Origin of the sequence: Micromonospora sp. CA-249363 (assembly GCF_050950185.1) — a bacterium.
Classification (GTDB): domain Bacteria; phylum Actinomycetota; class Actinomycetes; order Mycobacteriales; family Micromonosporaceae; genus Micromonospora.
This window is the reverse complement of sequence record NZ_CP192020.1, coordinates 5,343,263-5,368,700: the sequence shown is the minus strand read 5'-3', so window position 1 is coordinate 5,368,700 and position 25,438 is coordinate 5,343,263. Positions and strand designations below refer to the sequence as shown.

Genomic DNA, 25,438 nt, shown 5'->3' with positions numbered 1-25,438 from the left:
CACTAGAACCTTTGGAGGTTTCTTACAAAGATCGGCGGGGATCATCACTGGTTTGGGTGGATTTCCGGGCGGCCGGGGTCAATGTCTGGGTCGGGACCGACGAGGCCACCGGGACCACCGGGTCCAGCCGACCGACGGTCAACGCCACCTGAAGGGCGAACGCGTCCCGGGGCGACAGCGGCGAGAAACCGGTCACCTCGGCGATACGGCGCAACCGGTACCGCACCGTGTTCGGGTGCACGAACAGCGCCCGCGCCGCGCTCTCCAGTGTGCCACCGGCGGCCAGGAACGCGTCCAGGGTCTCCAGCAGCTCGCCACCGGCGCGGACCAGCGTCGCGTACACGTCGTGCCGCAGCCGGCGGCGGGCCTCCGCGTCGCCGGCGAGGGCCCGCTCCGGCAACAGGTCGGCGGCGGCCACCGGCCGGGGGGCGCTCGGCCACGCCGGTGCCGCCCGGAAGCCGGACAGCGCCGACCGCGCCGACTCCGTCGCCTCGTCCAGACTGGGTACGGCCGGGCCGACGACCACCGGGCCGTCACCGAACGCGTCCAGCAGCTTGCCGGTGGCGCTCAGCGGATCCGCCGCGCCACCCAGCACGATCACCAGCCGGTCGCCGTGTACGCCGCCGATGACCTCGACACCGATCCGTCGCGCCAGCCGGTACACCACGTGCAGCACGGCGGAGACCTCCCCGCCGGGGGAGTGGCCGACCGCCACCGCGACCGGCGGCGCGTCCGCCCAGCCCAACGCGGCGGCCCGGCTCGCCAGGACGTCCGGCGAGTCACCCCGCAGGAGCGCGTCGACCAGCAGAGCCTGCAACCGGGCGTCCCACGCGCCGCGCGACTCGGCGGCCCGCGCGTACACCCGGGCGGCAGCGAACGCGATCTCCCGGGAGAACCGCAGCACCGCCTCGCGCAGCAGCTGCTCCTCACCCTCGGCGGCGAGCTGCGACACCTGCTCCTCGACGACGTCGATGGTCACCTTGATCAGCGCCACGGTCTGCTGGAGGGTGATCGACCGGGCCAGCGCCTGCGGCGCCGCGTCGAACACGTCGTCGGAGACCTCCTGCGTGCTGTCCGCCGTGCCGCCGCCCTCGCGCAGCCACTGCACCAGCGACCGGGCGCCCGCCTGGGCCACCAGCATCACCCAGGAGCGCTGATCGGCCGGCAGCGCGCGGAACCACGGCAGCGTCTCGTCCATCCGGGCCACGCTGGCAGTGGCCAACGCTCCCGCCGAACGCTCGATCCGGCGCAGCGTGGCCGCCAGCTCCCCACCCTCGGGCGTGCTCACCGCCCTAGCCTGACACGTCGTGAGCAGGCCACGAACGCCGGCACCGGTCAGCGGGCCGCCGGCAGGGCGCTCCGGCCGGCATTCTTCAGGGACCTGTCGAGCGGTTGGTTCGGGCTGTACAGGAAGCACATGGCGCTGAGTCGACCCGCGAGCCACTCAGGCTCAGCCTCCGCGACGTACGCCAACACCTCCAGCCGGCCCTTCAGGGCGGTCTCCGGCGCCCCGACGTACTGGGCGATCGTCGATCGGCAGCCCGCCTCCATGACCTCCTCGGTGAGTTCCTCGACCTCCGGGCCGGCCGGCCAGATGCCGGCGAACTCCGTGCCGTGCGGCCCGGTGCAGGACGCCGGGGGCAGGTCGACCAGGGCGTCGCCGTCCTCCTCTGGTTCGGTGAAGCACGTCAGCCGCAGCGGCGAGTCAGCGGTGAGAGCGGCCCGCAGGCTGTTCGCCCGAGGGTTCGGCACCCACCGGTCCAGCGCGAGCATCTCCACCAGGTCACAGCGGTACCACCGCTCGCCCGCCTTCCAACGCGCGGCGGACGGGGTCAGCGCCCGCATTGCCAGTCGTGACTCGCGCCACTCGCCACCCAGGAAGCGGGCAGCCTCACTGTCGCAGGCATCGTGGAGCCGCCACATCGCCTCGGTGTCAGCCGCCGGCGGTGCCGACGCGGCACCGTCCGTACCCCGGATGAGGCCGACCAGGAACGTCTCCGCCTCGTGCTTGGAGGAGCAGGGGATCGGGGCGTACGCCTCGGGGCTGCGGTCGTCGGAGGCGGTGGCATGGCACGCCCCCGCCTCGGGAGCGAAGGTCGAGGTGGGCTGCTCGCTGGGACCGCTGTCGCAGCCGCTCACCCCCACGGTCAGCGCCACCAGGACCGTCGTCCCCCACAACCGTCGCATGTCGTCTCCGTTGGGGCAGTGATCATCGGTACTGCTGGCGCGCCAGCGTACGACAGCATGGCCGTCCGGCGGTGTCCCGCCTGGAGCTGTCGACTCAGGGCTGCGGCGGCGCGGACAGGCCCAGCTCCTGGGCCAGGATCGCGGCCTGCACGCGGCTGCGCAGGTCCAGCTTTGCCAGGATGCGGCTCACGTGCGTCTTGGTGGTGCTCTCCGCCAGCACCAGCCGGTCGGCGATCTGCTGGTTGGACAGGCCGAGCCCGAGGCAGGCGAGCACGTCGCGTTCGCGCGGCGTCAACGTGTCCAGCGCGGCCCGGGTGGCGGCCGACGCACCCGGTGCGGTGGCGGCGAAGGCGGTGATCAACCGGCGGGTCACCGCGGGGGCGATGAAGCCGTCGCCGCGCGCCACGGTGCGTACCGCCGCGACCAGGCCCGCCGCGTCGGTGTCCTTGAGCAGAAATCCGGACGCGCCGGCACGCAGCGCGCCGAAGACGTACTCGTCCCGGTCGAAGGTCGTCAGCACCAGCACGTCGGCCAGCCGGTCGGCGACGATGGCTCGGGTCGCGGCGATGCCGTCGAGCCGTGGCATCCGCACGTCCAGCACCGCCACGTCGGGGCGTACCTCCCGGCACAGGCGGACCGCCTCGTCGCCGTCGGCCGCCTCGCCGACCACCTCGATGCCCGGCGAGCCGGCCAGAATCAGGACCAGCCCCGCCCGTACCGCCGGCTGATCGTCCGCCAGCACCACCCGGACCGGCGCGGTCACCCGCCCTCCCCGGTGGGCAGCGCGGCCCGTACCTGCCAGCGGCCGTCCCGCGGTCCGGCGGTGAACCGGCCGGCCAGCAGCGCCGCCCGCTCCCGCATCCCGATCAGCCCGGCCCCGGCGCCCGGCAGCCCCGACCCGTCCGGTCGTACCGGGTTCTCCACGGTCAGCACCACCTCCGCCGGCCGGTACGCGATGGTCAGATCCGCCTCGCCCGTGCCGTGCTTGAGCGCGTTGGTCAGCGACTCCTGCACGATCCGGTACGCGGCGAGGTCCACCCCCACCGGCAGCGGACCCGGCGTGCCGTCCGTGCGGAAGCGCACCGCGAGGCCGGCCGAGCGGATGCGCTCGATCAACCCGTCGGCCTCGGCGAGCCGCGCCGTGACCGCCTCCGGCACCGTGCCGACCGCTGGGTGTTCACCACCGTCCGGATCACGCAGCAGCTCGATCATCTGCCGCATCTCGGCCAGGCCCTGCACGCTGCTCTCCCGAATCACCCGCAACGCGGACTCCACCTGGACACGCTCCAACCCCGGTACGGACAGCACGGCGGTGGCATGGATCGCCACCGCGCTCAGGTGGTTGGCGACCATGTCGTGCAGCTCCCGGGCCATCCGGGCCCGCTCGGCGCTGACCGCCTGCCGACGGTCCAACTCGACCAGCCGGGCGGTCTGCTCGGCGCGTGTCCGCTCGGCGGCGGCCTGGTCGCGGTACTGCCGCACGCTGATCCCGGTCAGCACCGGCAGCAGCCCGGCGAGCACCACCGGCACGCCGACGGCGGCGCCGCGCCACTGCCCGAAGCCGAGCACCCCGGCCACCGCGCCGAGGACGCTCAGCGTCACGGTGATCCCCAGCAGCCATCGCCACAGCCGGGGCGGTCCGTACACACAGGCGTCGTAGAGCACCTGCGTGTAGACCACCACCGTGCCCAGCGAGTTGCCCAACGCCGTGTCCACCACCAGAGCCCCGGTCCCCACCGCCAGGCTGGCTCGGGGCGCCACCCGGCGCAGGCCGACGGCCACGCACACCGCCAGCAGTGGCGCCAGGAACAGCGCGGGCGGCACGTCCGGGTGCGGAACGATCTGCGGCTGCATGCCCAGGCCGTAGAGCACCAGGCCACCGGCCAGCGACGCGCCGGCCAGCGTGAGGTCGCGGCCGGGCATACCGGAGCCGAGCCACGGTGGCGGTCGCATGCCCCGATCCCATCACAACCGGCGGCCCTCCGACTCCGACCGCAGGAGGAGCCCGGTCGCTCCGACATGCGCCGAAAGGGGTACGCCGGACGGCCGGTCCATCGAAGGGAGGACCCCGATCTCGTCTCCGGTGTCGAGGTCCGGGGCCTGCCGGTGGGCGACGCTGGTGGCGACGACGGGGGAGGCCGCCATGGTGGTCGCGGTGATCATCGCTTGTGAGATCGCGTTCTGGGTGCTGATCGGTGCCGGGCTGATCGCCCGCTATCCGCTGCGCCGGCCACGGGTCGGTGCGGTGCTGCTGCTCTGCGTACCGTTTGTCGATCTGGCCCTGCTCGCCGCTTCGGTGATCGACCTGCGGCGCGGCGCCACCGCCGACTTCGGCCACGGTCTCGCTGCCGTCTACCTCGGGTTCTCGGTGGCCTTCGGGCACTCGATGGTGCGGTGGGCGGACCAGCGTTTCGCCTACCGCTTCGCCGGTGGCCCGCCGCCCGTGCGGCCTCCCCGCCACGGCTGGGCCCGCGCCCGTCACGAGTGGCGGGAGTGGGCCAGGGCACTCCTGGGCTGGGCCGTCGCGTGCGCCCTGCTCGGCGCCGCCATCCTCTGGGTGAACGACGCGGAAAGAACCCGTGAACTGGGCAACTGGATCCGCAGCCTGACCACCGTGATCCTCATCTGGCTGGTCGCCTTTCCGGTCTGGGCGACCCTGTTCCCCAGCCGCCCGAAGCGCTGACCCCGGGGTACGCCGTGCACACCTCGTCGGGCCCGGCCAGTACGGTGACAGGGCACGTACGGGGGCAGCACCTGCGCGTGAGTGCGAGCGTGAGGAGACCGGGGATGGCGCACGGGGAGGCCGAGCACGGCTGCGCCCAGGGCGAGCCCTGCCGCCTGGGGCACCACGACCCGCAGGCGGCCGGCAAGCCTCGCCGGGCGATCGGCCCGGCGGCGGCGCTCCCGGCCGAGGCGTCCACCGGGCGGCCGGACGAGGAGATCCCGCGCCAGCGGACCGCCGAACCGGTGGCCCTGAGCGAGCCGGAGTCAGGCGACCCCGCTGGTTGCCTCAGTGAACTTCCTGGATGGGCGGGTGCCCACCGGCACGGCCCGGTCCGGCCACGTCAGCGCGGCACCCGACGGGAGCGCCCGCCACGCCGCTGGTGCTGACCTCCCGCGCGCCGAGCGCTGTCGTCTGCTGAACCGCGCCGGCGCCGGCGCCTTGCGACCGTCGCGTCAGCGGGTCTTGCGGTGGTCGCGTCGGCGGTCCGTCGGTGTCTTCCGACGGTCGGGTCAGCGGGCCGTCGGCGTCTTGCGGTGGTCGCGTCAGCGGGTCCGTCGGCGGATCAGCAGGGCGATCCCGGCGAGGCCGACCGTGATGGTCAGCATCACCCCGACGTTGAGCAGCAGCAGTCGCTGCAAATTACCGAGCGCCTCGTCGATGTCCCGCACCGGATCCATGGTGTCCTCCGGCAGCACCCGCTCGCCGCCGCCCACACCACCGCTGACCGTGTCGAACTGCCGCTCCAGCGGCACCCCGGCGGTGCGCAGCGTCTCGGACATGCTGAGCCGGCCCAGGAACCAGCCGGCGCTGGTCTTGCGACCGTCCGGCTGTTTGGCGGGGCGGTAGACGCGCGGGCCGCCGGCCGCCTTGGGGTAGAGGTCGAAGATCTGCTTCGGGGTCTCCCCGGCCAGCACCACGACCGTGTACTTCGGACCGAGGTCGGCCGCCTTGGGGCCGGTCGGCATTCCGGTACGACCGAAGAAGTTGACCTGGTCGATGACCGCGAGAACGTGGGCGGGCTGGGTCTCGGACCGTAGCCGCAGCGGCTCGGTGAGTCCTTCGCCGGTGACGTCCACACCGGCGGGCGCAGGCTTGGGTGCCGCGCTGACCGGGCCGGCGACGCCGAGCAGCAGCAGTGCCGCAGCCAGCGTGCCCGCCAGCACAGCGAGCCACCGCCTCATCTGTCGGACCATCCCGCCTCCTCGCCCCGTTCGATGGATGGCTTCGCCGTGACGTCCGGGTCGGTCGGCCGGTGACGGCACCGACCGGGTCGGTCCCACTCTCACAGACTCCGCAGAACGTCGATGGATTGCAGCTTGTGGAACAGTATTTGGAACTATCTGCGATCTCTGCTCGACTAACGAGGAGCTGTTTGATCAGCGGGCGGATCGTACCCTTACGGAGGGGTTCATGGGGGGCAGGGTTACACGGATGGCACGGCTCGTGCCAGTGGTACTCGGCGTGGCGTTCGGTGTGTCGTTACTGGCCCCGGCGACACCGGCTGCCGCGCACAACTCGCTGACCGGCAGCGATCCGCGCGACGGCGCCCGGGTGGCCACCGCGCCCGCCCGAATCGAGCTTCGTTTCCTGGCCAAGCCGCCTCCGGCTACGACGAAGATCACAATAACCGGACCGGACAATGTGGTCGCCGGCGGGCGGCCCACCTTCGACGGCACCCGGGTGCGCGTGCCGTTCACGCCCGGCGCGGCGGGCCTCTACACCGTCGGCTACCAGCTGCCGTCGAACGACGGACACCCGATCAAGGGCGAGGTGCGGTTCACCCTCACCACCGGCACGGCCGCCGACCCGTCCGCCAGTCCCTCGGCCGCCGACCCGTCCGCCAGTCCCTCGGCCGCCGACCCGTCCGCCAGCCCTCCGGCCCCCGGCTCGTCGGCGTCCGCGGCCGGCTCGCCCACGGCGTCTCCCGCCGGGCCCGTTTCGCCGCCGGCTGGCACCGTGTCCGCCGTACCGGCCGCCGGCGAGCAGTCCGGCTCCAACGGCAACTGGTGGGTCTGGGCGCTCGGCGCCCTGGCACTACTGGTCGCCCTGGCCGGTGCCCTGCTGCTCCGCCGCCGAAGAAGCGACACCACCTAGAGGCCGCCGCCCCACCCCGCCACCACGAACGTGGCCCCTCCCAGCCAGCGTCGATCAGGAACTTCTGGCGGGAGACTCCGCAACGGTGCCCAACCCCGGCGCGTCGCGACGCATTCCGGCGCCGATCTTGCACTTTCTGTGGCGACATACCGGCGCATTTCCAACCATGTCGACAACTGAAACTGCAAGATCGGCGCCGGGAGACGCGGGGCGCGCCGGGAGGCGCGGGGCGCGGGGCGCGCGGGGGTTAGGGGAGGCGGAGGCGGGCTGCGCGCATTCTTGTGAGGGTGCGGTCGCGGCCTAGGACCTCTAGCGACTCGAACAGGGGTAGGCCCACGGTGCGGCCGGTCACCGCGACCCGGACGGGTGCCTGCGTCTTGCCGAGCTTGAGGCCGCGCTCGGCGCCGACCGCCTCCAGTGTCGACTTCAGCGACTCGGCGCCCCAGGACTCCAACGCCTCGAAGGCCGCCACGGCGGCGTCCAGCAGTTCGCCCGAGCCGTCCTTCATCGTCTTCGTCCAGGCGGCCTCGTCGATCGTCGGCGAGGCCAGGAAGAGGAAGTCGACGTTCGGCACGATCTCGCTGAGCACCGCGATCCGGGTCTGGGCCAGCGGCGCCACGGCGGCGAACGCGTCGGCGTCGAACTCCTCCGGCTGCCACGGCGGTGGGGCGATGGTCCCGGTACCGGTCAGCCACGGCTGGCAGGCGTCGACGAACTCGGCCACCGGCAACGCGCGGATGTACTCGCCGTTGAAGGCGCGCAGCTTCTTCTCGTCGAAGAACGCGGGGGAGGGGTTGACCTCCTCCAGGCGGAACTCGTCCTCGATGACCGACCAGGGCACGATCTCCCGGTCGCCCGAGGGCGCCCAGCCGAGCAGCATGAGGTAGTTGCGCATCGCGCCCGCGAGGTAGCCCTCGTCGCGGTACGCCTCCAGGGCGACCTTGTCGCGCCGCTTGGAGAGCTTCTGCCGCTTCTCGTTGACGACCACGGGTACGTGCGCCCAGACCGGCGGCTTGACCCCGAGGGCGTCCCAGAGGAGCTGCTGCTTGGGCGTGTTGGGCAGGTGCTCCTCGGCGCGGATCACGTGGGTGATGCCCATGGTCATGTCGTCCACGACGTTGGCCAGCAGGAAGACCGGCGAGCCGTCGCCCCGGGCGATGACGAAGTCCTCGATGAGCTTGTTCTCGAAGGTGGGCTCGCCCCGGATCAGGTCGACGACGACGGTCGTGCCCTCGTCGGGCGTACGGAAGCGCAGCGCGTGACCCGGCCCCGGCCCGAGGCCACGGTCGCGGTGGTAGCCGTCGTAGCCCTGGTACTGCGAGCCGGTGCGGGCCTGTACGTCCTCGCGGGTGCAGTCGCAGTAGTAGGCGCGGCCCGACTCGTAGAGCCGGGTGGCGGCGGCCCGGTGCTCGCCGGCGTTCTCGGACTGGAAGTACGGGCCCTCGTAGCTGCCCCGGGAGATGCCGATCCAGTCCAGCGCGGAGAGGATGCCCTCGGTCCATTCGGGCTTGTTGCGCGCCGCGTCCGTGTCCTCGATGCGCAGCACGAACACCCCGCCCTGCTGCTTGGCGTAGATCCAGTTCTGCAGCGCCGAGCGGGCGCCGCCGACGTGGAACATACCGGTCGGGGAGGGGGCGAAGCGCACACGTACCGTCACGTCCTTAAGCCTACGGCGGTGCGCGACCGCTTTCGGCCACGGCCCCCCGACTTAGGGCGTGTGCCAAAGCCCCGCCTGAACTCCGCCTCGGCTCGACCGAGGGCTTTGACACACGCCCTAGGCGACCGAGCGGATCTTGACCACCAGGGCGCTGCCCACGACGGTGACCGCGGCGGTGACCGCGTAGAGCGTCGGGTAGCCGCCCAGGTGGACCACGAGCGGGGCGGAGAGCGCCGGACCGAGCACCTGCGGCGCCGAGTTGGCGATGTTGATCACGCCAAGGTCCTTGGCCCGGTCGGTGGCGCGGGGCAGCACCTGCGTGATCAACGCGGCGTCCACCGAGAGGTAGACGCCGTAACCCGCGCCGAGCAGCAGCGCGGCGACGATCGCCATCGGCCAGGTGGGCGCGGCCGCGAGCAGCAGCGCCGCCACCGCCATGATCAGGCCGGAGACGATCACGTAGATCTTGCGCCGCCCGGACCGGTCGGAGAGCCGGCCGGCGATCACGGCGGTCAGCATCATGCCGAGCGTGTAGAGCAGGATCAGCACGAGCAGGCCGCCCTCGGGGTCGGGGTACCGGACCCCGTCCGTGAGGAAGTACAGCAGGTACAGGGTGCCGAGCGCGTTGCCGAGCTGGACCAGGAACCTGGTGATCCACGCCCAGGCGAAGTCCGGGTGCCGGCGAGGGCTGATCCACATCGAGGCGAACAGCGCACGGACGCGCAGTGCCGGTCGGTGCGCGCGGGGCAGCGGGTCGTCGGGGGTGAGCAGCGCGAACGGCAGCGACAGCAGCAGGATGGCCACCGCGATGGCCAGGTAGCCGGCGGCGTTCCCGGTGACCACGGCGGTGACCAGCACCGCCCCGAGGACCAGCCCGAGCGCCTGCGGGATGCCCACCCAGCCCGAGACTCCGCCGCGCTGCGTCACCGGCACCCGGTCCGGGATGGCGGCGGTGAGGCTGGCGAGCATCGCGTTGAAACACACCTGCGCGGCGACCCAGCCGACGGCGACCCCGAGGATGGTCCGCTGCTGGGCCAGCAGCACCAGCGCCGCCGCGCCGAGCACCGCGCCGCCGGCGGTCCAGACGTGCCGCCGACCGAACTCCCGGCCTCCGACGCGCAGGCAGGTCCGGTCGGACAGCGCGCCCGCCAGGGGGTTGGCCAGCACCGCCGCCAGCGCGCCCAGGCCGGTGACCACGGCCAGCATGGTCTCCTTGTCGCCGGGCGCGATCCGCTCGATCTGCTGCGGCAGCAGGACCTGGATGGGGGTGAAGAACGCCATCCACACGCCCAGGTTGGCCGCGAAGACCAGGCCGATCCAGCCGCGCCGGACCGGCACGGTCGGCTCGGCGAGCGCCGCCGGCAGCGAGGCCGGCGTCGGGTCGAGGGTGGTCACCGCGCCGACCCCGGCGCGCTGCCCGCGATCACGTCCCGGAGCCAGGTGTACGACGACTTCGGCGTCCGCCGCTGGGTGGCGTAGTCGACGTGCACCAGACCGAAGCGCTTGGTGAACCCTTCGGCCCACTCCCAGTTGTCCAGCAGCGACCAGACGAAGTACCCGCGGACGTCCACCCCGTCGTCGATGGCGGCCCGGACCGCCCGCAGATGCCCGTCGAGGTACGCGATCCGCTCCGGGTCCGCCACCTGCCCGTGTGCGTCCGGCTCGTCGTCGTACGCGCAACCGCCCTCGGTGATCTCGATGGGCGGCAGGGCGTCGCCGTAGGTGTCGCGCAGCCAGCGGAGCAGCTCGTGCAGCCCGTCCGGGGCGACCGGCCAGTCGAAGGCGGTACGCGGGTAGCCGTCCAGCGGCACCAGGTCGAACGGCAGGGGCGAGCCCTCCTCGGCTGCCCGTACACCGGTGGGGTTGTAGTAGTTGACCCCGAGCACGTCGATGGGCGCGGCGATGGTGTCCAGGTCGCCGGCCCGGACGACGGCCGGGTCGAAGCCGGGCAGGTCGGGATAGCCCCGTCCGAGCAGCGGGTCGGTGAAGAGCCGGTTGTGCAGCGTCTCGTACGCGGCGCCGGCGGCCCGGTCGGCGTCGCTGTCGCCGAGCACCCGCACCGGCGAGTAGTTGTTGGCGATCGCGACCGGGTTGGCGGTGTGCGACCGCAGCGCCCGCACCGCGAGCCCGTGGCCGAGCAGTTGGTGGTGGGCGACCGGAAAGGCGTCGAAGAGCAGCATCTGGCCCGGGGCGTGCACGCCCATGCCGTAGCCGAGGCTCATGTGGATGAACGGCTCGTTGAGGGTGATCCAGAGTTTGACGCGGTCACCGAGGCGGGCGGCGGTCCGCTCGGCGTACTCGGCGAAGTGGGCGCCGGTGTCCCGGTGCAGCCAGCCGCCGGCGTCCTCGAGGGGCTGCGGCAGGTCCCAGTGGTACAGGGTGGCCACCGGGTCGATACCGGCGGCCAGCAGGTCGTCGACCAGCCGGTCGTAGAAGTCCAGGCCGGCGGCGTTCGTCGCGCCGCTGCCGTCCGGCTGCACGCGGGGCCAGGCGATCGAGAAACGGTACGCCCCGACGCCCAACCCGGCCATCAGCGCCACGTCCTCGGCGTGCCGGTGGTAGTGGTCGCAGGCGACGGCCCCGCTGCTGCCGTCGCTGATCAGGCCGGGGGAGAGCGCGAAGGTGTCCCAGATGGACGCTCCGCGTCCGTCGGCCGTGGTGGCGCCCTCGATCTGGTGGGCAGAGGTGGAGACGCCCCAGCGAAAGCCGTCGGGGAACTCGGGCATCGGTGCGGTCGACATACGCCCTCCCGGTGAACGTGAAACGTGTTCGGGACTCTAGGACGCCGTCGATGAATGCGCCATAGGGCGGTCTGGCGTAATCCGCAATGGTTGATCGGCGTGTCTTTTTCCGAACCCGTCCGGGTTGGTCCGATTTGACGCATAGAGTGCCGATATCGTGGGATGTCCTCACTGGAGGCAAGACGGAAATGATCCTCGTGGAACGCAGTGCGCACGTGGCGGCGCCGATGGAAGTGGTCTGGGACGTCGTTCAGCGGGCCGAGCAGTTGCCGGCCTGGCTGGCGGGGGTTCGCGCGGCCGAAGTGCTCTCGGGAGAGGGCTTCGGGCGGCGACAACTGGTCCAGGCGGGGCGCTCGGCGCATGAGGCCGAGGTGATCGCCTATCAGGAGCCGACGCTGATCGGCTGGCGGGAGCGGGCCAAGGGGGCCGGTGCTCGTGCGGAGGCGCGCACCGAAATCTACGTCCAGCTCACCGAGGACGAGGAGGAGGGCGGGACGGTCGTGCGGCTGATCGTGGTCCGCTGGCCGGCCGGGCCCGTCAAGGCGGCCCTGCTGCGTCTGGGTCTGCGTCGGGTCGGCGCCGACCTGGAGGACTCGTTGGCCCGGCTCACCGACCTGGCCGCCGTCGGCTGACCGAGCCACGTCCTCCCGGCGTCACCCGCCCCGGCGGTGGCCCGGCGTCCCCACCAGGAACGTCGGCCCACCGCCTCCCCGTGCCCCCGCTCCCCAGAGCCGGGTCGACCATGGACCTGTGGTGCCCGGAACGAGGTGACTTCACCGCTTCGTCCCCCACCACAACCCCGTGATCGACGCAGTGCGGGGCAGGGACGGGGAAGGGCCCGGCGCGTCAGCGCCGGGCCCTTCCTGGATCGTGCTTGATCAGCTGTCGCCGCCGGTCTCGCCTACGGGGGCGGCGTTGACGTCGTCGATCGCGTACTTCTTGGCGGCCTCGGCCGGCACCGTGGCCTCGACCGCGCCGCTGCGGGCGAGCTGCCGCAGCGTGGCGACCACGATCGACTCGGCGTCGACGTGGAAGTGCCGGCGCAGCGCGTGCCGGGTGTCCGACATACCGAAGCCGTCGGTCCCGAGCGACGTGTAGTCGCCGGGTACCCAGCGGGCGATCAGGTCCGGTACGGCACGCATCCAGTCGCTGACCGCGACCTTCGGCCCGTCCGCGTCGGCCAGCTTCTGCGCGATGTACGGCACCTTGGCATCGGCGCCCGGGTTGAGCAGGTTGTACTCCTCGGCCTCCACCGCGTCGCGGCGCAGCTCGGTCCAGGAGGTCACCGACCAGACGTCGGCGGCCACCCCCCAGTCCTGGGCGAGCAGCTGCTGGGCCTTGAGCGCCCACTGCATGCCCGTGCCGGAGGCCAGGACGTTGGCCTTCGGGCCGTCGACCTGCGGCGCGGGCGAGTAGCGGTAGATGCCCTTGAGCAGGCCCTCCACGTCCACGCCCTCGGGCTCGGCCGGCTGGAGGATCGGCTCGTTGTAGACCGTCAGGTAGTAGAAGACGTTCTCCTGCGCGTCCCCGTACATCCGGTGCAGGCCGTTCTCCATGATGTGCGCGATCTCGAAGGAGAACGCCGGGTCGTACGCGACCACCGCCGGGTTGGTGGCGGCGATCAGCAGCGAGTGGCCGTCCTCGTGCTGCAGGCCCTCTCCGTTGAGCGTGGTGCGCCCGGCGGTCGCGCCGAGCAGGAAGCCCCGCGCCATCTGGTCGGCCGCGGCCCACAGCCCGTCGGCGGTCCGCTGGAACCCGAACATCGAGTAGAAGATGTACATCGGGATCATCGGCTCGTCGTGGGTGGCGTACGCCGAGCCCGCGGCGGTGAACGAGGCGACCGAACCGGCCTCGTTGATGCCCTCGTGCAGGATCTGCCCGGTGGTCGACTCCTTGTACGACAGGAACAGCTCCCGGTCGACAGAGGTGTACCGCTGACCGTGCGGCGAGTAGATCTTCGCGGTCGGGAAGATCGAGTCGAGACCGAAGGTGCGCGCCTCGTCCGGGATGATCGGCACCCAGCGCTTGCCGAACTCCTTGTCCTTCATGATGTCCTTGAGCAGGCGGACGAAGGCCATCGTGGTGGCCACCTTCTGCTTGCCCGAGCCGCGCTTGACGTCGGCGAACCGCTCCGGACCGGGGATGCTCAGCCGCTTGGTGCTGGTCCGCCGCGACGGCAGGTAGCCGCCGAGCTGCTCGCGGCGCTCCTTCAGGTACGCCAGCTCCTCGGACTTCTCACCCGGGTGGTAGTACGGCGGCAGGTAGGGGTTGTCCTCCAGCGCCTTGTCCGGGATGTCCAGGTAGAGCCGGTCGCGGAAGGTCTTCAAATCCTCCAGCGTCAGCTTCTTCATCTGGTGGGTCGCGTTGCGGCCCTCGAAGTGCGAGCCGAGCGTCCAGCCCTTGATCGTCTTCGCCAGGATGACCGTCGGCTGACCGGTGTGCTCGGTGGCCGCCTTGTAGGCCGCGTAGAGCTTGCGGTAGTCGTGCCCACCCCGCTTGAGGTTCCAGATCTCGTCGTCGCTGAGCGGGTCGACCATCTTGCGGGTACGCGGGTCACGACCGAAGAAGTGCTCCCGCACGTACGCGCCGGACTCCGCCTTGTACGTCTGGTAGTCGCCGTCGGTCGTGGTGTTCATGAGGTTGACCAGCGCGCCGTCGGTGTCCGCGGCGAGCAGCGGGTCCCACTCGCGGCCCCAGACCACCTTGATGACGTTCCAGCCGGCGCCCCGGAAGAACGCCTCCAGCTCCTGCATGACCTTGCCGTTGCCCCGGACCGGGCCGTCCAGCCGCTGCAGGTTGCAGTTGATCACGAAGGTGAGGTTGTCCAGCTCCTCGCGGGCGGCCACGCCGATCGCGCCCAGCGTCTCCGGCTCGTCCATCTCGCCGTCGCCGAGGAACGCCCACACGTGCTGCTGCGAGGTGTCCTTGATGCCGCGGTGCTGCAGGTACCGGTTGAACCGCGCCTGGTAGATCGCGTTCAGACCGCCGAGACCCATCGAGACGGTGGGGAACTCCCAGAAGTCCGGCATGAGCCGCGGGTGCGGGTACGACGGGAGACCGCCGCCCGGGTGCGACAGCTCCTGGCGGAACCCGTCGAGCTCGTGCTCGCTGAGCCGCCCCTCCAGGAACGCCCGCGCGTACATGCCGGGCGAGGCGTGGCCCTGGTAGAAGATCTGGTCGCCGCCGCCCGGGTGGTTCTTGCCCCGGAAGAAGTGGTTGAAGCCCACCTCGTAGAGCGACGCCGAACTGGCGAAGGTGGAGATGTGCCCGCCGACGCCGATCTCCGGGCGCTGCGCCCGGTGCACGAGCATGGCGGCGTTCCACCGCACGTACGCCCGGATGCGCCGCTCGACGTGCTCGTCTCCCGGGAACCACGGTTCGCGCTCGGACGGGATCGTGTTGATGTAGTCGGTGGTGGTCAGGGGCGGAACCCCGACCTGGCGCTCACGGGCCCGCTCCAGCAGGCGCAGCATGACGTAGCGGGCGCGCTTGGCCCCCCGCTCGTCGATGACACCGTCAAGCGACTCGACCCATTCGCTGGTCTCTTCAGGGTCGATGTCCGGAAGCTGGCTCGGTAGGCCGTCGCTGATCACCGGGCGCTTGCGTTCCGTAGCCACAGGCGTTCCCTCGGTTGTGTGTGGGATAGGTCTCTAGCGCCATCCTGCCCCCTGGTGGCACCCGTCGTCACGTCTAGGTCCCCCGGACGCGATGCTGAACACAGGTACCCGTCGGTAACTTAGCGCTACGGCGGCCCGGCTTCCCGCTTGCCCGGGCTCGCTACGGTGCCGAATATGAACCGGCGGCGGGTGGTGAGCGGCAGCGTGGTCCTCCTGGTTGGCGCGCTCGGAGCGCTGGTCTCCGTGCCGGCGCTCCTGGCGGGGAATCCCGCCGTGCTGCCGATCACGATTCTCGGCGTCGCGGCGATGGCGTTCGGCGCGGTCCAGGTACGCGCCGGCCGGCGCGCGCCCGCGCCCCGACGAGGGCCTCGTCGGGTGCCCGGTCCGCGCCGACGGCACGCCGACACCAGCGTCCCCCTGATGTACTACGGCGACTCGGGCGGCGGCGACCGGTCCGACAGCGGCGGCGGGGGCGACTCCGGCGGTGGCGGCTTCTTCGGCGGAGACTCCGGCGGCGGCTTCTTCGGCGGCGGGGACTCCGGGGGTGGCTTCTCCGGCGGTGGTGGGGACTCCGGTGGCGGTGGCGGCGGTTCCTGACCGTCGGCTGCGGCAGAATGCGACGTATGCGCAGTGACGTGATCACCGTCCAGACCGGGTCCCGGCCGGCCGTCCGGGACATCACCGCCGAGGCTCAGAGCTTCGTCTCCGGCGAGGGGGACGGTCTGCTGCACGTCTTCGTGCCGCACGCCACCGCCGGGCTGGCGATCATCGAGACCGGATCGGGCTCCGACGACGATCTGCTCACCGCGATCGACGCGCTCCTGCCCACCGACAACCGCTGGCGGCACCGGCACGGCTCGGCCGGCCACGGGCGGGACCACGTCCTGCCGGCGTTCGTCCCGCCGTACGCCACGCTGCCGGTCCTCGACGGCCGGCTGGCCCTGGGCACCTGGCAGTCGATCTGCCTCGTCGACACCAACGGCGACAACCCGACCCGCCAGGTCCGCTTCTCATTCCTGCCCGCCTGACGCTCCGCCCGCCCGTCCGCGCGCGCGGCCCGCCCCGCACGATCGCGGCCGGCCGCCGTCCCGGTCGCGGGTCGCCCTTCCCGGTAGGGGTCAGACCTCACCGAGCACCCGACGTAGCTGCCCCGGCGTGTGGCCCAGGTGGGCGTGCAGAGTCCGGGTCAGGTGTGCCTGGTCGGCGAAGCCCAGCTCGGCCGCCAGTACGGCGAGGCTCGGCGCCCCTTCGGTCAGTCGGTCGAGCGCTCGCCCCACCCGCAGCCGGTTGCGGTAGCGGGTCAGCGGCACACCGACCAGCGCCTGGAAGGACCGGCTCAGCCGGTACGGCGACACGCCGAGCGAGCGGGCCAGCGGGACGAGGCCGTCGGTGTGCGGCCCACCGTCGTGCAGCGCCGAGCGGGCCGCTTCCACCAGCGCCCGATCCCGTGGCGGCGCGTCGACCGCCGGACCGGTGGCGGCGCCGACCAGTCGGACCAGGCGTTCGGCGGCGGCGAAGCCCGCGTCGCCGAGGCGTACCGCCCGCAGCAGTCGCCGGTGCGCCAGGTCGATGCGGGCGTCCAGGTGCAGCACCGACGTGGCAGTCCGGCCGGCGAGCAGTTCCCGCCACAGCCGGGGCGAGAGATGCACGGAGGTGCAGTCGTCGCCGCCGGCCGGGTGGGCGAACCGTTCCTCCTCGCCCGGCACCGTCAGGTAGCCCACGGTCGGGTCGACGAACTCCTCTCCGCCCCGACCGCGCCGCCGGAAGCCACCCCGGCGGGCCAGCACGATGCCGTGCGCCGTGGCGGGCTCCGGGCGCGACCAGCCGGTGTGGTCGTCCCGGCAGCGCACCGCGTGGACCACGAAGTCGGGCTGGCGCACGAGGGTGTGGCTGCTGCGCATGCCGTCAGGCTAGGCCCACCCGCCGACACGGCACCGACGTCGTGCGTCGGATCGGGCGGCCGCAAGGATCGTCAAGACACGCGTCCGCCCAGGTCGACAGGGTGGCCGGCATGACTTCCACGACGACGACCACGCAGGGACGCCGTGCCCCGCTCGTCGTCCTGCTCACCGGGCAGGCGATGGCCTCGATGGACACCTCGATCGCGGCGGTCGCCGCCCCGACGATCCGGCTCGACCTGGCGGGGCCGCCGGCACTGGCCCAGCTGGTGTTGGCCGGATACACCCTGGCCTTCGCCGTGCTGGTCGTCACCGGTGCCCGGCTCGGCTCCCGACATGGGCCGGCCCGGGTCTTCCTGCTCGGCCTCAGCGGGTTCACCATGGCGTCGCTGGCCTGCGGCCTCGCGCCGGATCCGGTGACGCTGGTCGGCGCCCGCGTCGTGCAGGGCGCCATGGCGGCGCTCATGGTGCCGCAGGTCCTCGCCCTCATCCAGGCCACGTACGTGGGCGCTGCCCGAGGTCGGGCGATCGGGGCGTACTCGCTGATCCTGGCGCTCGGTGTCGCGGCCGGGCAGGTGGCCGGCGGCCTGCTCGTCACCCTGGACGCCGGCGGGCTGGCCTGGCGTACCGCGTTCCTGGTCAACGTGCCGGTCGGCGCGGTGCTGCTGGTGGCCGGTCGGCGGGCGCTGGCCGCCGTGCCGACGGCGACTGTCCGGCCCGCGGCGCTCGACCTGCCGGGGGTGCTGTTGCTGGCCGCCGCGATGCTGGCCCTGGTGACGCCGGCGGTGCTCGGTCGGGACCTCGGTTGGCCGGACTGGTCGACGCCGGCGGGGGTGGCGGCGGGCGTGCTCGGCGTCGGCGTGTTCCTGCGCCACGAGCACGGCGTGATCCGGCGCGGCGGCACCCCGCTGTTGGACGTGGCGGTGCTGACCCGTGTCGGCGTGCCGGCCGGGTTGCTCGCCGCCTGCCTGGTGATGGGTTGCTACGCCGGCTTCCTGTTCACCCTCACCCTGCGGTTGCAGGAGGGGCTCGGTTTCACCGCCCTCGCCGCCGGGCTGGCCTTCCTGCCCTACGCCGCCGGGTTCGCGCTCTGTGGCCTCGCGGTGTCCCGTCTGCCCGCGCGACTGCGCGACGCGCTGCCGCTGCTCGGCCCGCCGGTGTTGGCGGCCGTCGTGCTGCTGGTCGCGATGCTGACGCGGCATGGTTGGCCGTGGCTGCCCGGAAGCCTGTTGCTGCTCGTGGGCGGCGCCGCACACGCCGCCGGGTTCACCCCGCTGGTCGACCGGCTCGCCACCGCCCTGCCGGCCGGCGCGGCGACCGCGTTCTCCGCGTTGATCTCCACCGGGACCCTGCTGGCCGCGGTGCTCGGAGTTGCCGTCATCGGTGGCCTGCACCTGGCCCGGCCCGACGCACCTGTGGCCGCCCTGGTGACGGCCGGCCTGCTGGTGACCGCGCCGGTGGCTGCCTTGCGCTGCGCCCGCGCCCTGCGCCGGCCCGCGGGACCGTCGTTCGCCGCGACCGATGCGGCGTCATCGTCCGTCGCCGCGCCGGCCGCGGTCACCGAACCCGAACGCTGAGCCGGCCGGGCGGACCCGATGCGTACGATGTCACCGTGACGCCAGCGGACGGGCAGGTGGACCGCGCCGGCCTCGCCGCCGACGTGATGCGTCGGATGGCGCACCTGACGGCGTCCCTGCGGCACCGGCAGGGCACGGCCTTCGCCGAGTTGGGGCTCACCCCGGCGGCGGCCCGGGCGTTGCACGAGCTGGACCCGGACCGTCCCCTGCCGGCACGTGACCTCGCCGACCGGCTGAGCTGTGACCGGTCGAACGTGACCGCGTTGGTCGACAAGCTGGAGCAGGCCGGCCTGGTCGAGCGTCGGACCGACCCGGCCGACCGCCGGCAGAAGACCCTCGTGGTGACCGGCGACGGTCGCGTCGTGCGGGACCGGGTGGCCGAGGTGATGTCCGACTCCCGACTCCTTGCCGGCCTGCGCGACGAGGAGCTGTCCACCCTGCGTGACCTGGTGTGGAAGGTGTCCGACGGCGGTTGGCCGGAGCCGTGCGACCCGCAGTGAGTCGACCCCTGCCGGCCGTGTCCCACTGGGCGACGGTGGCCCGCGTCGGTAATGCTGTCGGACGTGACCACCCCGCAAGATCTCGACGACCGGTTCCGCGAGACGCTGGCGGCGCTGCCCGCCGCACCGCAACGGCGTGACCTCGCCGATCCGGTCACCGACGACGCCCCGCTGACCGGCGCCCAACTGCTCGAACTGTTCGACGCGCAGGTGGCCAGCCGGCAGCTCGACCTGGCCGGGCGCTGGCTACGCAGCTTCGGGGAGGGCTTCTACACCATCGGCTCGTCCGGCCACGAGGGCAACGCGGCGGTCGCCGCCGCGCTGCGCCCCACCGATCCGGCGCTGCTGCACTACCGGTCCGGGGCGTTCTACTGCCTGCGCGCGGCCCAGGTCGCCGCCGCCGCTCCGGCGTCCGCCGCCGACGATCCGGAGCCCGCCGCCGAGGCCCCGGAGCCGGCCTCCGACGCCGAGCCGGCCGGGTCCGAGACCCCGGGCGGTGGGTTCGGGGTGTACGCGGAGGCGGCCCGCGACGTGCTGCGGGGCATGGTCGCGTCCAGCGAGGAGCCGATCGCCGGTGGCCGGCACAAGGTGTTCGGCCGGGCTGACCTGGCCATCGTGCCGACGACCTCCACCATCGCCTCGCACCTGCCCCGAGCGGTCGGGATGGGACTGGCCGTGGAGCGGCTGCGCCGGCTGGAAACCGCCGGGCGGCGTACCGGGACCGGGGTACGGCTCGGCAGCGGCGCCGGCGCGGCGCACGTCCCGTGGCCGCCGGACGCCATCGTGGTCTGCTCGTTCGGCGACGCGTCGGTCAACCACGCCAGCGCCACCGCCGCCTTCAACACCGCCGGCTGGTACGACCACGCGGGCCTGCGCATCCCCGTGCTCTTCGTCTGCGAGGACAACGGGCTGGGCATCAGCGTCCGCTCGCCGGAGGGCTGGGTGGAGGCGACGCTGCGCGCGAAACCGGGCATCCGCTACTTCAGCGCGGACGGCGCCGACCCGGTGCGCGCGTACACGGTGGCGCAGGAGGCGGCGGCCTGGGTACGCCGGTACCGGCGGCCCGCCGTGCTGCACCTGCGCACGGTCCGGCTCATGGGCCACGCCGGGGCGGACGCGGAGTCGGCCTACCGCAGCCCGGCCGAGCTGGCCGAGGACCTGGACCGGGACCCGGTGGTCGCCACCGCGCGGCTGCTCGTCGACGCCGGCGTGGCGACCTCCGACGAGCTGCTGGCGCGGTACGACGAGACGGGCTGGCAGGTACGCCGGCTCGCCGAGGAGGTGCTGGGCGAGCCCAAGCTGGCCTCCGCCGCCGAGGTGGTGGCGGCGCTGGCGCCCCGCCGCCCGGTGCGGGTGGCGCGGGCCGTGGCCGACGCGGCGGCCCGGGCCAGCGGGCCGGGCGCGGCGGCCCGGGAGGAGGCGTTCGGCGGCAAGCCGCCCGAGCTGGTCGGCCCGATGACCCTCGCGCAGAGCATCAACGCGGCGCTCGCCGACGGGCTGCTCGACCACCCCCAGATGGCCGTCTTCGGTGAGGACGTGGCCGCCAAGGGCGGGGTGTACGGCGTGACGAAGGGCCTGCGCGACCGGTTCGGGGCGGCCCGCGTCTTCGACACCCTGCTCGACGAGACGTCCGTGCTGGGGCTGGGCCTCGGCGCCGGGCTGGCCGGGATGCTGCCGGTGCCGGAGATCCAGTACCTGGCGTACCTGCACAACGCCGAGGACCAGCTCCGCGGTGAGGCCGCCACCATGCAGTTCTTCTCGCGGGGGGCCTTCCGCAACCCGATGGTGGTGCGGGTGGCCGGGTTGGCGTACCAGGAGGGGTTCGGCGGGCACTTCCACAACGACAACTCGGTGGCCGTACTCCGGGATGTTCCCGGTCTGGTGGTCGCGGTGCCGGCGCGGCCCGACGACGCCGCGCCCATGCTGCGGACCTGTCTGGCGAGCGCGGCGGTGGACGGCAGCGTGTGCGTGTTCCTGGAACCGATCGCGCTCTACCATACCCGTGACCTGTACGCCGACGGCGACGGTGAGTGGTTGGCCGGCTATCCCGAGCCGGGCTCGTGGGTGGCCGGGCACGTGCCGATCGGCCGGGCCCGGGTCTACCGCGTCGGCTCGGCCGACGACCTGACGATCATCACCTTCGGTAACGGCGTGCGGATGTCGCTGCGGGCCGCGGCCGTGCTGGCCGAGGAGGGCGTCGGGACCCGCGTGGTGGACCTGCGCTGGCTGGCGCCCCTGCCGGTGGCCGACATCATCCGGGAGTCCTCGGCGACCGGCCGGGTGCTGGTAGTGGACGAGACACGCCGGTCAGGTGGTGTGGGCGAGGGAGTTATCGCCGCCCTGGTGGACGGGGGATATGTGGGCGCAGCACGGCGAGTAGCCGGAGTTGACTCGTTTGTACCATTAGGTCCGGCAGCACGTCATGTTCTGGTCTCCCCGGAGGCCATTACCGACGGTGCCCGTACGCTGCTGGCACGGTAAATTCCGTTCCACCCGGTGCGCCACTTGCGCGCAGACCAACAACTGTGTGGACTTTGCCTGACGGCGTCGGTCCGACGCCGCGAGCAGGGACGAGATGAGGAGGCACGCGACAGTGAGCGCGACCGCTGGTCAGGCCGCCGACGGGGTACGCAGCCTGGCGGACCGGTTCGGCATCGAACCGGGGATGGTCGTCATGGAGATGGGGTACGACGACGACGTCGACCAGGATCTCCGCGACGCCCTGACCGACCGCTGTGGAGATCTGGTCGACGAGGACACCGACGAGGTGGTCGACGCGGTGCTCGTGTGGTACCGCGACGGCGACGGTGACCTCTTCGAGCTGCTCGTCGACGCCCTCGGCCCGCTGGCCGACAACGGAGTCGTGTGGCTGCTCACCCCGAAGGCCGGGCGCGACGGGCACGTCGAGCCGAGCGAGGTCGCGGAGTCCGCGCCCACCGCCGGCCTCCAGCAGACCTCGACCGTCAACGCCGGCCGGGACTGGAGCGGCGCCCGCCTGGTGCTCCGCCGAGGGGCCAAGGGCAAGAAGTAAGCCACCCTCGCCTCCTCGCGCCCCGGCGGTTCGCCGTCGGGCGCGCTGGGTTGGCCCCGTCCCGAGTCGACCGGAGGAGTTCGCATGCCCGTCGAGGTTGGCGTCGAGGCGCCGGACTTCGTGCTGAAGGACCAGAACAACCAGCAGGTCCGACTCTCGGACTTCCGCGGCCGGCGCATCGTGCTGCTGGTCTTCTACCCGTTGGCGTTCACCGGCACCTGTCAGGGCGAGCTGGCCGAGGTGCGGGACAACATCGACGAGTACGCCAACGACGACGTCCAGGTGCTGACGGTCAGCGTCGACTCGGTCTACAGCCACAAGATCTGGGCCGACCGGGAGGGCTACCAGTTCCCGCTGCTGGCCGACTTCTGGCCGCACGGCGGTGTCGCCCAGGCGTACGGGGTCTTCAACGAGGTCGCCGGCATCGCCAACCGGGGCACCTTCGTCATCGACAAGGCCGGCGTGGTCCGCTTCGCCGAGATGAACGGCCCCGGCGAAGCCCGCGACCAGCAGGGCTGGCGCAAGGCGATCGCCGACGCGGCGGCCTGATGCGGTCGGGTCGGCGGCGAGCAGGTAGGCTTGTCAGCCACCGGCCCGCCGCTCACGGGGCGATCCGGGGCGCGTAGCTCAGCGGGAGAGCACTCGCCTTACAAGCGAGGGGTCGCAGGTTCGAAACCTGCCGCGCCCACCAATCACCACCAGCCGTAGACGCTGCGGGTGCTTCTGCGCTGCCGGGGCAGCTTGTCCTCCGCGTGTACGACGTCGAGCTTGCGGAGCGCCTGAACCATCGCGTCGAGGTTGGCTGCGAATAGGCCGGCAGGTTGAATGCTTTTTGGTGAGGGCGGCCATGACGTCGGGGGCACAGAGTCGCCGCCCTGCTCGCCATCCTGTGACCAGCCGGCCGGCGAGACGAGGGTCGGGGCTGTCGGCGGGGGAATTCTCCCAGGAGTGTCAGGTCTCGGGACGCCCGTGACAGATCAGTCTCGGAACCTGGGTGACAACCGTGGCTAGAAGTTCGCTGGCCCTAGCATCTGAGGGGTGCCCGCTCGCTGGAGCCTTCCTCGCGTCGTGAACCGCCTTCATCGCGATGTCATGGCGCCGCTTGGCTTCGAGGGCCACGGCAACAGATGCACGCGGGCGGACAACGGGCTCCTACGAGAGATGCGGTTCTATACCTCGCGGTCGGGCGACCCCGCCACGAAGGGGATCCAGGTGTTCCTCAGCGTTCGGATTGCGGGCCTGCCGGAACCACTGGTGGAGTTTCGCCGCGACGCGCTGTGGACTCACCTTGAGCCGATCCGCCAACTCAACGAGTACCCGCGCCCCGAATCTGAGGAGCCGTTGCCGGGAGAGTTGATAGATGACGTCGCCGGACCAGGAGTCTCCTTCCTGTGTCACTCCGCAGACCTTCACGCCTTCGGCCAGTGGGCGACCGAAGTCCATGCCCAACAGGGGTCATGGGGGGTGTTCCGGCATGTGTATCCGGGGGGCACCGCGCCCTTGCAAGCAGCAGCGTTCGCAGCGGCGGTGGCGGGAGACAAGGCTCTGGCTAACCGCACGGCAGGGGCTGTGGTTGTTGAGGAAGGGAACCCGCGCGAGGTACGCGACTTCCGGTCAGAGCTAGGAAGAGTCGTCCCGGAATAAACAAGACTTTTAGCTGGCCAGCATAAGCCTCGTTGAACTGTCACGCAGGTGTTGATACCGATCTGTCACGGATGTCCCGACACCGGTCAACCGGACTGCCCGCAAGTGGTTCAAAGCTTCTGTACGTCTTCAAGGCGGCCCGCAACGGGCGCACGCGCCGCCGCCTGGTGCGCGTCCGTCGCTCCGCTGGCGCTCCGACTCCGGCCACGCAACACGCCCGGCGGCTGGCGCGGAAAGCCGGAAGCCCAAGGGGCCGCCGCAGAACGACGGGGCTTCGATGAGTGAGGTGGTGAGCCGGTCAGCCGGCCGGGCCGCGCGGCCACGAGTCCACGCGGCATAGGGGAGCGCACGCCGGCCGCATCGGCGAGCGGGCGGCCGGTGGCGGGGTTGTGGTTACTGCGCCTCCCGCGGGGCGCTCGGGCTCCGAGGTGGTTACAACCCCGTCGGCGGGTTGCGGTCCGTGGGTGGTTGCGCGAGCCATCCCGCCAGCCGACGCCCCGGCCAAGCCGAGCAGACCACCGCCCGACCCGCCAGCGCCCGACCGTGCGTCAAGGCCGTCTTGACGTGGCGGACCGGGCGGCGGCCCGCTCCCCGGAGGGCGGGTCGACGGCAGACGGGATGGCTTCGGACGACGAGGGTGCTAGGGATTCGCAAGACTTCAGGCCAAACTGAGCCCATGGCATGGGATTGGGTCGTCGCTCCCGTCGTAGCCGGCGTTGTGGGGTTGGCCGGTATCGCCTCTACATGGTCGATAGGGCTTAGAGATCGCAAGATCCGAAGCGAGGAACGCAAAGAGCAGCGCCGGTCAGAGGTGTACATCGATCTTCTGGTCCAGGTTTCCCACGACATTATCGATGCAATTCCCCTTGTTGGCGCGATTGGTGGGGCGGTTCCGCAGCCGCGCAAGCCGGAAGACGGCATCCTGTTGAGTGCCAGACTTGAGGCGTTTGGCACCCGAGAGGTTCGACGTAGATACACTGCATTGCTGGAGGAGATCGAGAACATTAGAGGCTTGAGGGCAACGATCGATCGTCGGCGAGAGGGAACGCCCCTGGTATCCGAGTCGGAAGTTACTCAAAGCCTTTCAACTGACGAGTTGTGGAAGGTTAATAGGGCAGGATGGCAAGACCTGCTCAAGTTGCGCGATGAATTGACCGATCAGATTCGTCGCGAACTGGGAGAACTGCCAATGTCGACGTAGGGATTTCGAGCTGCCTTGCCTGCTCTTATAGCGAAGCCTTGGGTGCCCAAAGGTTTACTCGCGGCTGTAGTAATCGCCTGTGAAGCGCACAGGATCATGCGCAGTCACACCCTCAGGCCACATATCGCTGGACAAGCTGGACCGAGATGGACTGCCTGAAAGGACTTCCGCCACTGCACTTAGCGAGCGATTGCGTACTGGCAAGACATGCCGTGCAAGTGCGACATGCTCTCCAACCTGCGTGATCCTAATACGTGCCTGGTACCGATCCACCGATCCAAGAACTTTGCCTGTCTTCGGGTCACGAATATCCTGCGTCCTTGAGTCGAAGACGTCGAACAACATCCCTTCTTTGACTCCTTGTGCAGATCCGATATTGATGACGAGTTCATCATCGGTAACGATTTTGGCTACAAGTCCCGACACCATCTCATCAGTCATCCTGATCGCGCTCCGCCCGTTTGCGTGCTTGTTCTTGGATCTCTTGGACCTCTTCCGGTACGATGTCCCGCCAGTCTTCGAGCGCATCATCGGCGGTCGCGATCTGTTCGGTAACTAGCTGGTCA

Annotated in this window: 23 protein-coding genes, 1 tRNA gene and 1 pseudogene; 14 read left to right on the top strand and 11 right to left on the bottom strand. The window is 71.6% G+C overall.

All coding sequences use genetic code 11. The features are described from left to right. Nucleotides 1–22 precede the first annotated feature (22 nt). The 4 genes and pseudogenes from ACQPZK_RS23810 to ACQPZK_RS23795 all read right to left on the bottom strand — a co-directional run. Nucleotides 23–1,312, bottom strand: a pseudogene (locus ACQPZK_RS23810) (PucR family transcriptional regulator); the annotation flags it as partial. A gap of 23 nt (nucleotides 1,313–1,335) precedes the next feature. After that, nucleotides 1,336–2,187 carry a septum formation family protein gene (locus tag ACQPZK_RS23805; RefSeq protein WP_433535106.1) on the bottom strand — a complete coding sequence of 284 codons (852 nt, stop codon included), beginning with the start codon at nucleotides 2,185–2,187 and terminating at the stop codon, nucleotides 1,336–1,338. A gap of 94 nt (nucleotides 2,188–2,281) precedes the next feature. Beyond that, the gene (locus ACQPZK_RS23800) at nucleotides 2,282–2,950 is read right to left on the bottom strand and encodes a response regulator (RefSeq protein WP_433535105.1); all 669 of its coding nucleotides are present in this window, start codon (nucleotides 2,948–2,950) and stop codon (nucleotides 2,282–2,284) included. Beyond that, the gene (locus tag ACQPZK_RS23795; RefSeq protein WP_433535104.1) at nucleotides 2,947–4,140 is read right to left on the bottom strand and encodes a sensor histidine kinase; all 1,194 of its coding nucleotides are present in this window, start codon (nucleotides 4,138–4,140) and stop codon (nucleotides 2,947–2,949) included. The genes ACQPZK_RS23800 and ACQPZK_RS23795 overlap by 4 nt, the downstream gene beginning before the upstream one ends. A gap of 190 nt (nucleotides 4,141–4,330) precedes the next feature. On the opposite strand from ACQPZK_RS23795, the gene ACQPZK_RS23790 reads away from it, so the two are divergent. Continuing rightward, the gene (locus ACQPZK_RS23790) at nucleotides 4,331–4,870 is read left to right on the top strand and encodes a hypothetical protein (RefSeq protein ID WP_433535103.1); all 540 of its coding nucleotides are present in this window, start codon (nucleotides 4,331–4,333) and stop codon (nucleotides 4,868–4,870) included. Between the two features lie 104 nt (nucleotides 4,871–4,974). Then, nucleotides 4,975–5,298 carry a hypothetical protein gene (locus ACQPZK_RS23785; RefSeq protein WP_433535102.1) on the top strand — a complete coding sequence of 108 codons (324 nt, stop codon included), beginning with the start codon at nucleotides 4,975–4,977 and terminating at the stop codon, nucleotides 5,296–5,298. A gap of 156 nt (nucleotides 5,299–5,454) precedes the next feature. On the opposite strand, the gene ACQPZK_RS23780 is transcribed toward ACQPZK_RS23785, so the two are convergent. Continuing rightward, nucleotides 5,455–6,105, bottom strand: a complete 651-nt coding sequence (locus tag ACQPZK_RS23780) for a hypothetical protein (protein ID WP_433535101.1) — start codon at nucleotides 6,103–6,105, stop codon at nucleotides 5,455–5,457. Between the two features lie 238 nt (nucleotides 6,106–6,343). Here ACQPZK_RS23780 and ACQPZK_RS23775 point away from each other — a divergent pair, with 238 nt between their 5' ends. Beyond that, entirely contained in the window at nucleotides 6,344–7,006 is a 663-nt protein-coding gene (locus ACQPZK_RS23775; protein ID WP_433535100.1) for a copper resistance protein CopC, read from the top strand. A 247-nt stretch (nucleotides 7,007–7,253) separates the two neighbouring features. Here ACQPZK_RS23775 and gltX read toward each other — a convergent pair whose 3' ends face one another. The 3 genes from gltX to ACQPZK_RS23760 all read right to left on the bottom strand — a co-directional run bounded on the left by gltX (nucleotide 7,254) and on the right by ACQPZK_RS23760 (nucleotide 11,404). Beyond that, the gene (gene gltX / locus ACQPZK_RS23770) at nucleotides 7,254–8,624 is read right to left on the bottom strand and encodes a glutamate--tRNA ligase (RefSeq protein WP_433539292.1); all 1,371 of its coding nucleotides are present in this window, start codon (nucleotides 8,622–8,624) and stop codon (nucleotides 7,254–7,256) included. 156 nt (nucleotides 8,625–8,780) lie between these two features. Then, nucleotides 8,781–10,058: an MFS transporter gene (locus tag ACQPZK_RS23765; RefSeq protein ID WP_433535099.1), complete on the bottom strand. Its 1,278-nt coding sequence runs from the start codon at nucleotides 10,056–10,058 to the stop codon at nucleotides 8,781–8,783. Further along, the gene (locus ACQPZK_RS23760) at nucleotides 10,055–11,404 is read right to left on the bottom strand and encodes a GH1 family beta-glucosidase (RefSeq protein ID WP_433535098.1); all 1,350 of its coding nucleotides are present in this window, start codon (nucleotides 11,402–11,404) and stop codon (nucleotides 10,055–10,057) included. Before ACQPZK_RS23760 ends, ACQPZK_RS23765 begins: the two co-directional genes overlap by 4 nt. 188 nt (nucleotides 11,405–11,592) lie before the next feature. On the opposite strand from ACQPZK_RS23760, the gene ACQPZK_RS23755 reads away from it, so the two are divergent. Beyond that, the gene (locus ACQPZK_RS23755) at nucleotides 11,593–12,036 is read left to right on the top strand and encodes an SRPBCC family protein (protein ID WP_355051413.1); all 444 of its coding nucleotides are present in this window, start codon (nucleotides 11,593–11,595) and stop codon (nucleotides 12,034–12,036) included. 246 nt (nucleotides 12,037–12,282) lie between these two features. Here the strand turns inward: ACQPZK_RS23755 and aceE are convergent, their stop codons facing one another. After that, nucleotides 12,283–15,021, bottom strand: a complete 2,739-nt coding sequence (gene aceE, locus ACQPZK_RS23750) for a pyruvate dehydrogenase (acetyl-transferring), homodimeric type (RefSeq protein ID WP_433535097.1) — start codon at nucleotides 15,019–15,021, stop codon at nucleotides 12,283–12,285. A 174-nt stretch (nucleotides 15,022–15,195) separates the two neighbouring features. Between aceE and ACQPZK_RS23745 the strand changes: the two genes are divergently transcribed. Both ACQPZK_RS23745 and ACQPZK_RS23740 read left to right on the top strand, forming a co-directional pair. Beyond that, nucleotides 15,196–15,618, top strand: coding sequence for a hypothetical protein (locus ACQPZK_RS23745; protein ID WP_433535096.1), 423 nt, complete (start codon nucleotides 15,196–15,198; stop codon nucleotides 15,616–15,618). Nucleotides 15,619–15,644: 26 nt separating this feature from the next. Next, nucleotides 15,645–16,049, top strand: coding sequence for a secondary thiamine-phosphate synthase enzyme YjbQ (locus ACQPZK_RS23740; RefSeq protein WP_355051416.1), 405 nt, complete (start codon nucleotides 15,645–15,647; stop codon nucleotides 16,047–16,049). 90 nt (nucleotides 16,050–16,139) lie between these two features. On the opposite strand, the gene ACQPZK_RS23735 is transcribed toward ACQPZK_RS23740, so the two are convergent. Next, nucleotides 16,140–16,922, bottom strand: a complete 783-nt coding sequence (locus tag ACQPZK_RS23735; protein ID WP_433535095.1) for a helix-turn-helix domain-containing protein — start codon at nucleotides 16,920–16,922, stop codon at nucleotides 16,140–16,142. Nucleotides 16,923–17,032: 110 nt separating this feature from the next. Here ACQPZK_RS23735 and ACQPZK_RS23730 point away from each other — a divergent pair, with 110 nt between their 5' ends. The 8 genes from ACQPZK_RS23730 to ACQPZK_RS23695 all read left to right on the top strand — a co-directional run bounded on the left by ACQPZK_RS23730 (nucleotide 17,033) and on the right by ACQPZK_RS23695 (nucleotide 24,872). Beyond that, nucleotides 17,033–18,496, top strand: a complete 1,464-nt coding sequence (locus ACQPZK_RS23730; protein WP_433535094.1) for an MFS transporter — start codon at nucleotides 17,033–17,035, stop codon at nucleotides 18,494–18,496. An 86-nt stretch (nucleotides 18,497–18,582) separates the two neighbouring features. After that, the gene (locus ACQPZK_RS23725) at nucleotides 18,583–18,996 is read left to right on the top strand and encodes a MarR family winged helix-turn-helix transcriptional regulator (protein ID WP_433539291.1); all 414 of its coding nucleotides are present in this window, start codon (nucleotides 18,583–18,585) and stop codon (nucleotides 18,994–18,996) included. A gap of 51 nt (nucleotides 18,997–19,047) precedes the next feature. Beyond that, nucleotides 19,048–21,477 (top strand): thiamine pyrophosphate-dependent enzyme, encoded by a 2,430-nt coding sequence (locus ACQPZK_RS23720; RefSeq protein WP_433535093.1) that lies wholly within the window; start codon nucleotides 19,048–19,050, stop codon nucleotides 21,475–21,477. Nucleotides 21,478–21,589: 112 nt separating this feature from the next. After that, nucleotides 21,590–22,027, top strand: a complete 438-nt coding sequence (locus tag ACQPZK_RS23715; protein WP_396798964.1) for a DUF3052 domain-containing protein — start codon at nucleotides 21,590–21,592, stop codon at nucleotides 22,025–22,027. Nucleotides 22,028–22,111: 84 nt separating this feature from the next. Continuing rightward, nucleotides 22,112–22,576: a peroxiredoxin gene (locus ACQPZK_RS23710; protein WP_433535092.1), complete on the top strand. Its 465-nt coding sequence runs from the start codon at nucleotides 22,112–22,114 to the stop codon at nucleotides 22,574–22,576. A 67-nt stretch (nucleotides 22,577–22,643) separates the two neighbouring features. Then, nucleotides 22,644–22,718: transfer RNA gene (locus tag ACQPZK_RS23705), tRNA-Val, on the top strand. Between the two features lie 347 nt (nucleotides 22,719–23,065). Beyond that, a complete protein-coding gene (locus ACQPZK_RS23700; protein ID WP_433535091.1) occupies nucleotides 23,066–23,671 on the top strand; it encodes a hypothetical protein in 606 nt (201 codons plus the stop codon). A 676-nt stretch (nucleotides 23,672–24,347) separates the two neighbouring features. Next, complete coding sequence (locus tag ACQPZK_RS23695; protein WP_433535090.1) at nucleotides 24,348–24,872, top strand: hypothetical protein; 525 nt, start codon at nucleotides 24,348–24,350, stop codon at nucleotides 24,870–24,872. Between the two features lie 54 nt (nucleotides 24,873–24,926). Here ACQPZK_RS23695 and ACQPZK_RS23690 read toward each other — a convergent pair whose 3' ends face one another. After that, nucleotides 24,927–25,313 carry a hypothetical protein gene (locus ACQPZK_RS23690; protein ID WP_433535089.1) on the bottom strand — a complete coding sequence of 129 codons (387 nt, stop codon included), beginning with the start codon at nucleotides 25,311–25,313 and terminating at the stop codon, nucleotides 24,927–24,929. Nucleotides 25,314–25,438 lie beyond the last annotated feature (125 nt).

Bases quoted from the DNA above. Each gene is read 5' to 3' on its own strand.
- ACQPZK_RS23805 (WP_433535106.1), bottom strand. From the start codon at position 2,187: ATGCGACGGTTGTGGGGGACGACGGTCCTGGTGGCGCTGACCGTGGGG.
- ACQPZK_RS23795 (WP_433535104.1), bottom strand. From the start codon at position 4,140: ATGCGACCGCCACCGTGGCTCGGCTCCGGTATGCCCGGCCGCGACCTC.
- ACQPZK_RS23790 (WP_433535103.1), top strand. From the start codon at position 4,331: ATGGTGGTCGCGGTGATCATCGCTTGTGAGATCGCGTTCTGGGTGCTG.
- ACQPZK_RS23785 (WP_433535102.1), top strand. From the start codon at position 4,975: ATGGCGCACGGGGAGGCCGAGCACGGCTGCGCCCAGGGCGAGCCCTGC.
- ACQPZK_RS23780 (WP_433535101.1), bottom strand. From the start codon at position 6,105: ATGGTCCGACAGATGAGGCGGTGGCTCGCTGTGCTGGCGGGCACGCTG.
- ACQPZK_RS23775 (WP_433535100.1), top strand. From the start codon at position 6,344: ATGGCACGGCTCGTGCCAGTGGTACTCGGCGTGGCGTTCGGTGTGTCG.
- gltX (WP_433539292.1), bottom strand. From the start codon at position 8,624: ATGTTCCACGTCGGCGGCGCCCGCTCGGCGCTGCAGAACTGGATCTAC.
- ACQPZK_RS23760 (WP_433535098.1), bottom strand. From the start codon at position 11,404: ATGTCGACCGCACCGATGCCCGAGTTCCCCGACGGCTTTCGCTGGGGC.
- ACQPZK_RS23755 (WP_355051413.1), top strand. From the start codon at position 11,593: ATGATCCTCGTGGAACGCAGTGCGCACGTGGCGGCGCCGATGGAAGTG.
- ACQPZK_RS23745 (WP_433535096.1), top strand. From the start codon at position 15,196: ATGAACCGGCGGCGGGTGGTGAGCGGCAGCGTGGTCCTCCTGGTTGGC.
- ACQPZK_RS23740 (WP_355051416.1), top strand. From the start codon at position 15,645: ATGCGCAGTGACGTGATCACCGTCCAGACCGGGTCCCGGCCGGCCGTC.
- ACQPZK_RS23735 (WP_433535095.1), bottom strand. From the start codon at position 16,922: ATGCGCAGCAGCCACACCCTCGTGCGCCAGCCCGACTTCGTGGTCCAC.
- ACQPZK_RS23730 (WP_433535094.1), top strand. From the start codon at position 17,033: ATGACTTCCACGACGACGACCACGCAGGGACGCCGTGCCCCGCTCGTC.
- ACQPZK_RS23725 (WP_433539291.1), top strand. From the start codon at position 18,583: ATGCGTCGGATGGCGCACCTGACGGCGTCCCTGCGGCACCGGCAGGGC.
- ACQPZK_RS23720 (WP_433535093.1), top strand. From the start codon at position 19,048: ATGCTGTCGGACGTGACCACCCCGCAAGATCTCGACGACCGGTTCCGC.
- ACQPZK_RS23710 (WP_433535092.1), top strand. From the start codon at position 22,112: ATGCCCGTCGAGGTTGGCGTCGAGGCGCCGGACTTCGTGCTGAAGGAC.
- ACQPZK_RS23695 (WP_433535090.1), top strand. From the start codon at position 24,348: ATGGCATGGGATTGGGTCGTCGCTCCCGTCGTAGCCGGCGTTGTGGGG.
- ACQPZK_RS23690 (WP_433535089.1), bottom strand. From the start codon at position 25,313: ATGACTGATGAGATGGTGTCGGGACTTGTAGCCAAAATCGTTACCGAT.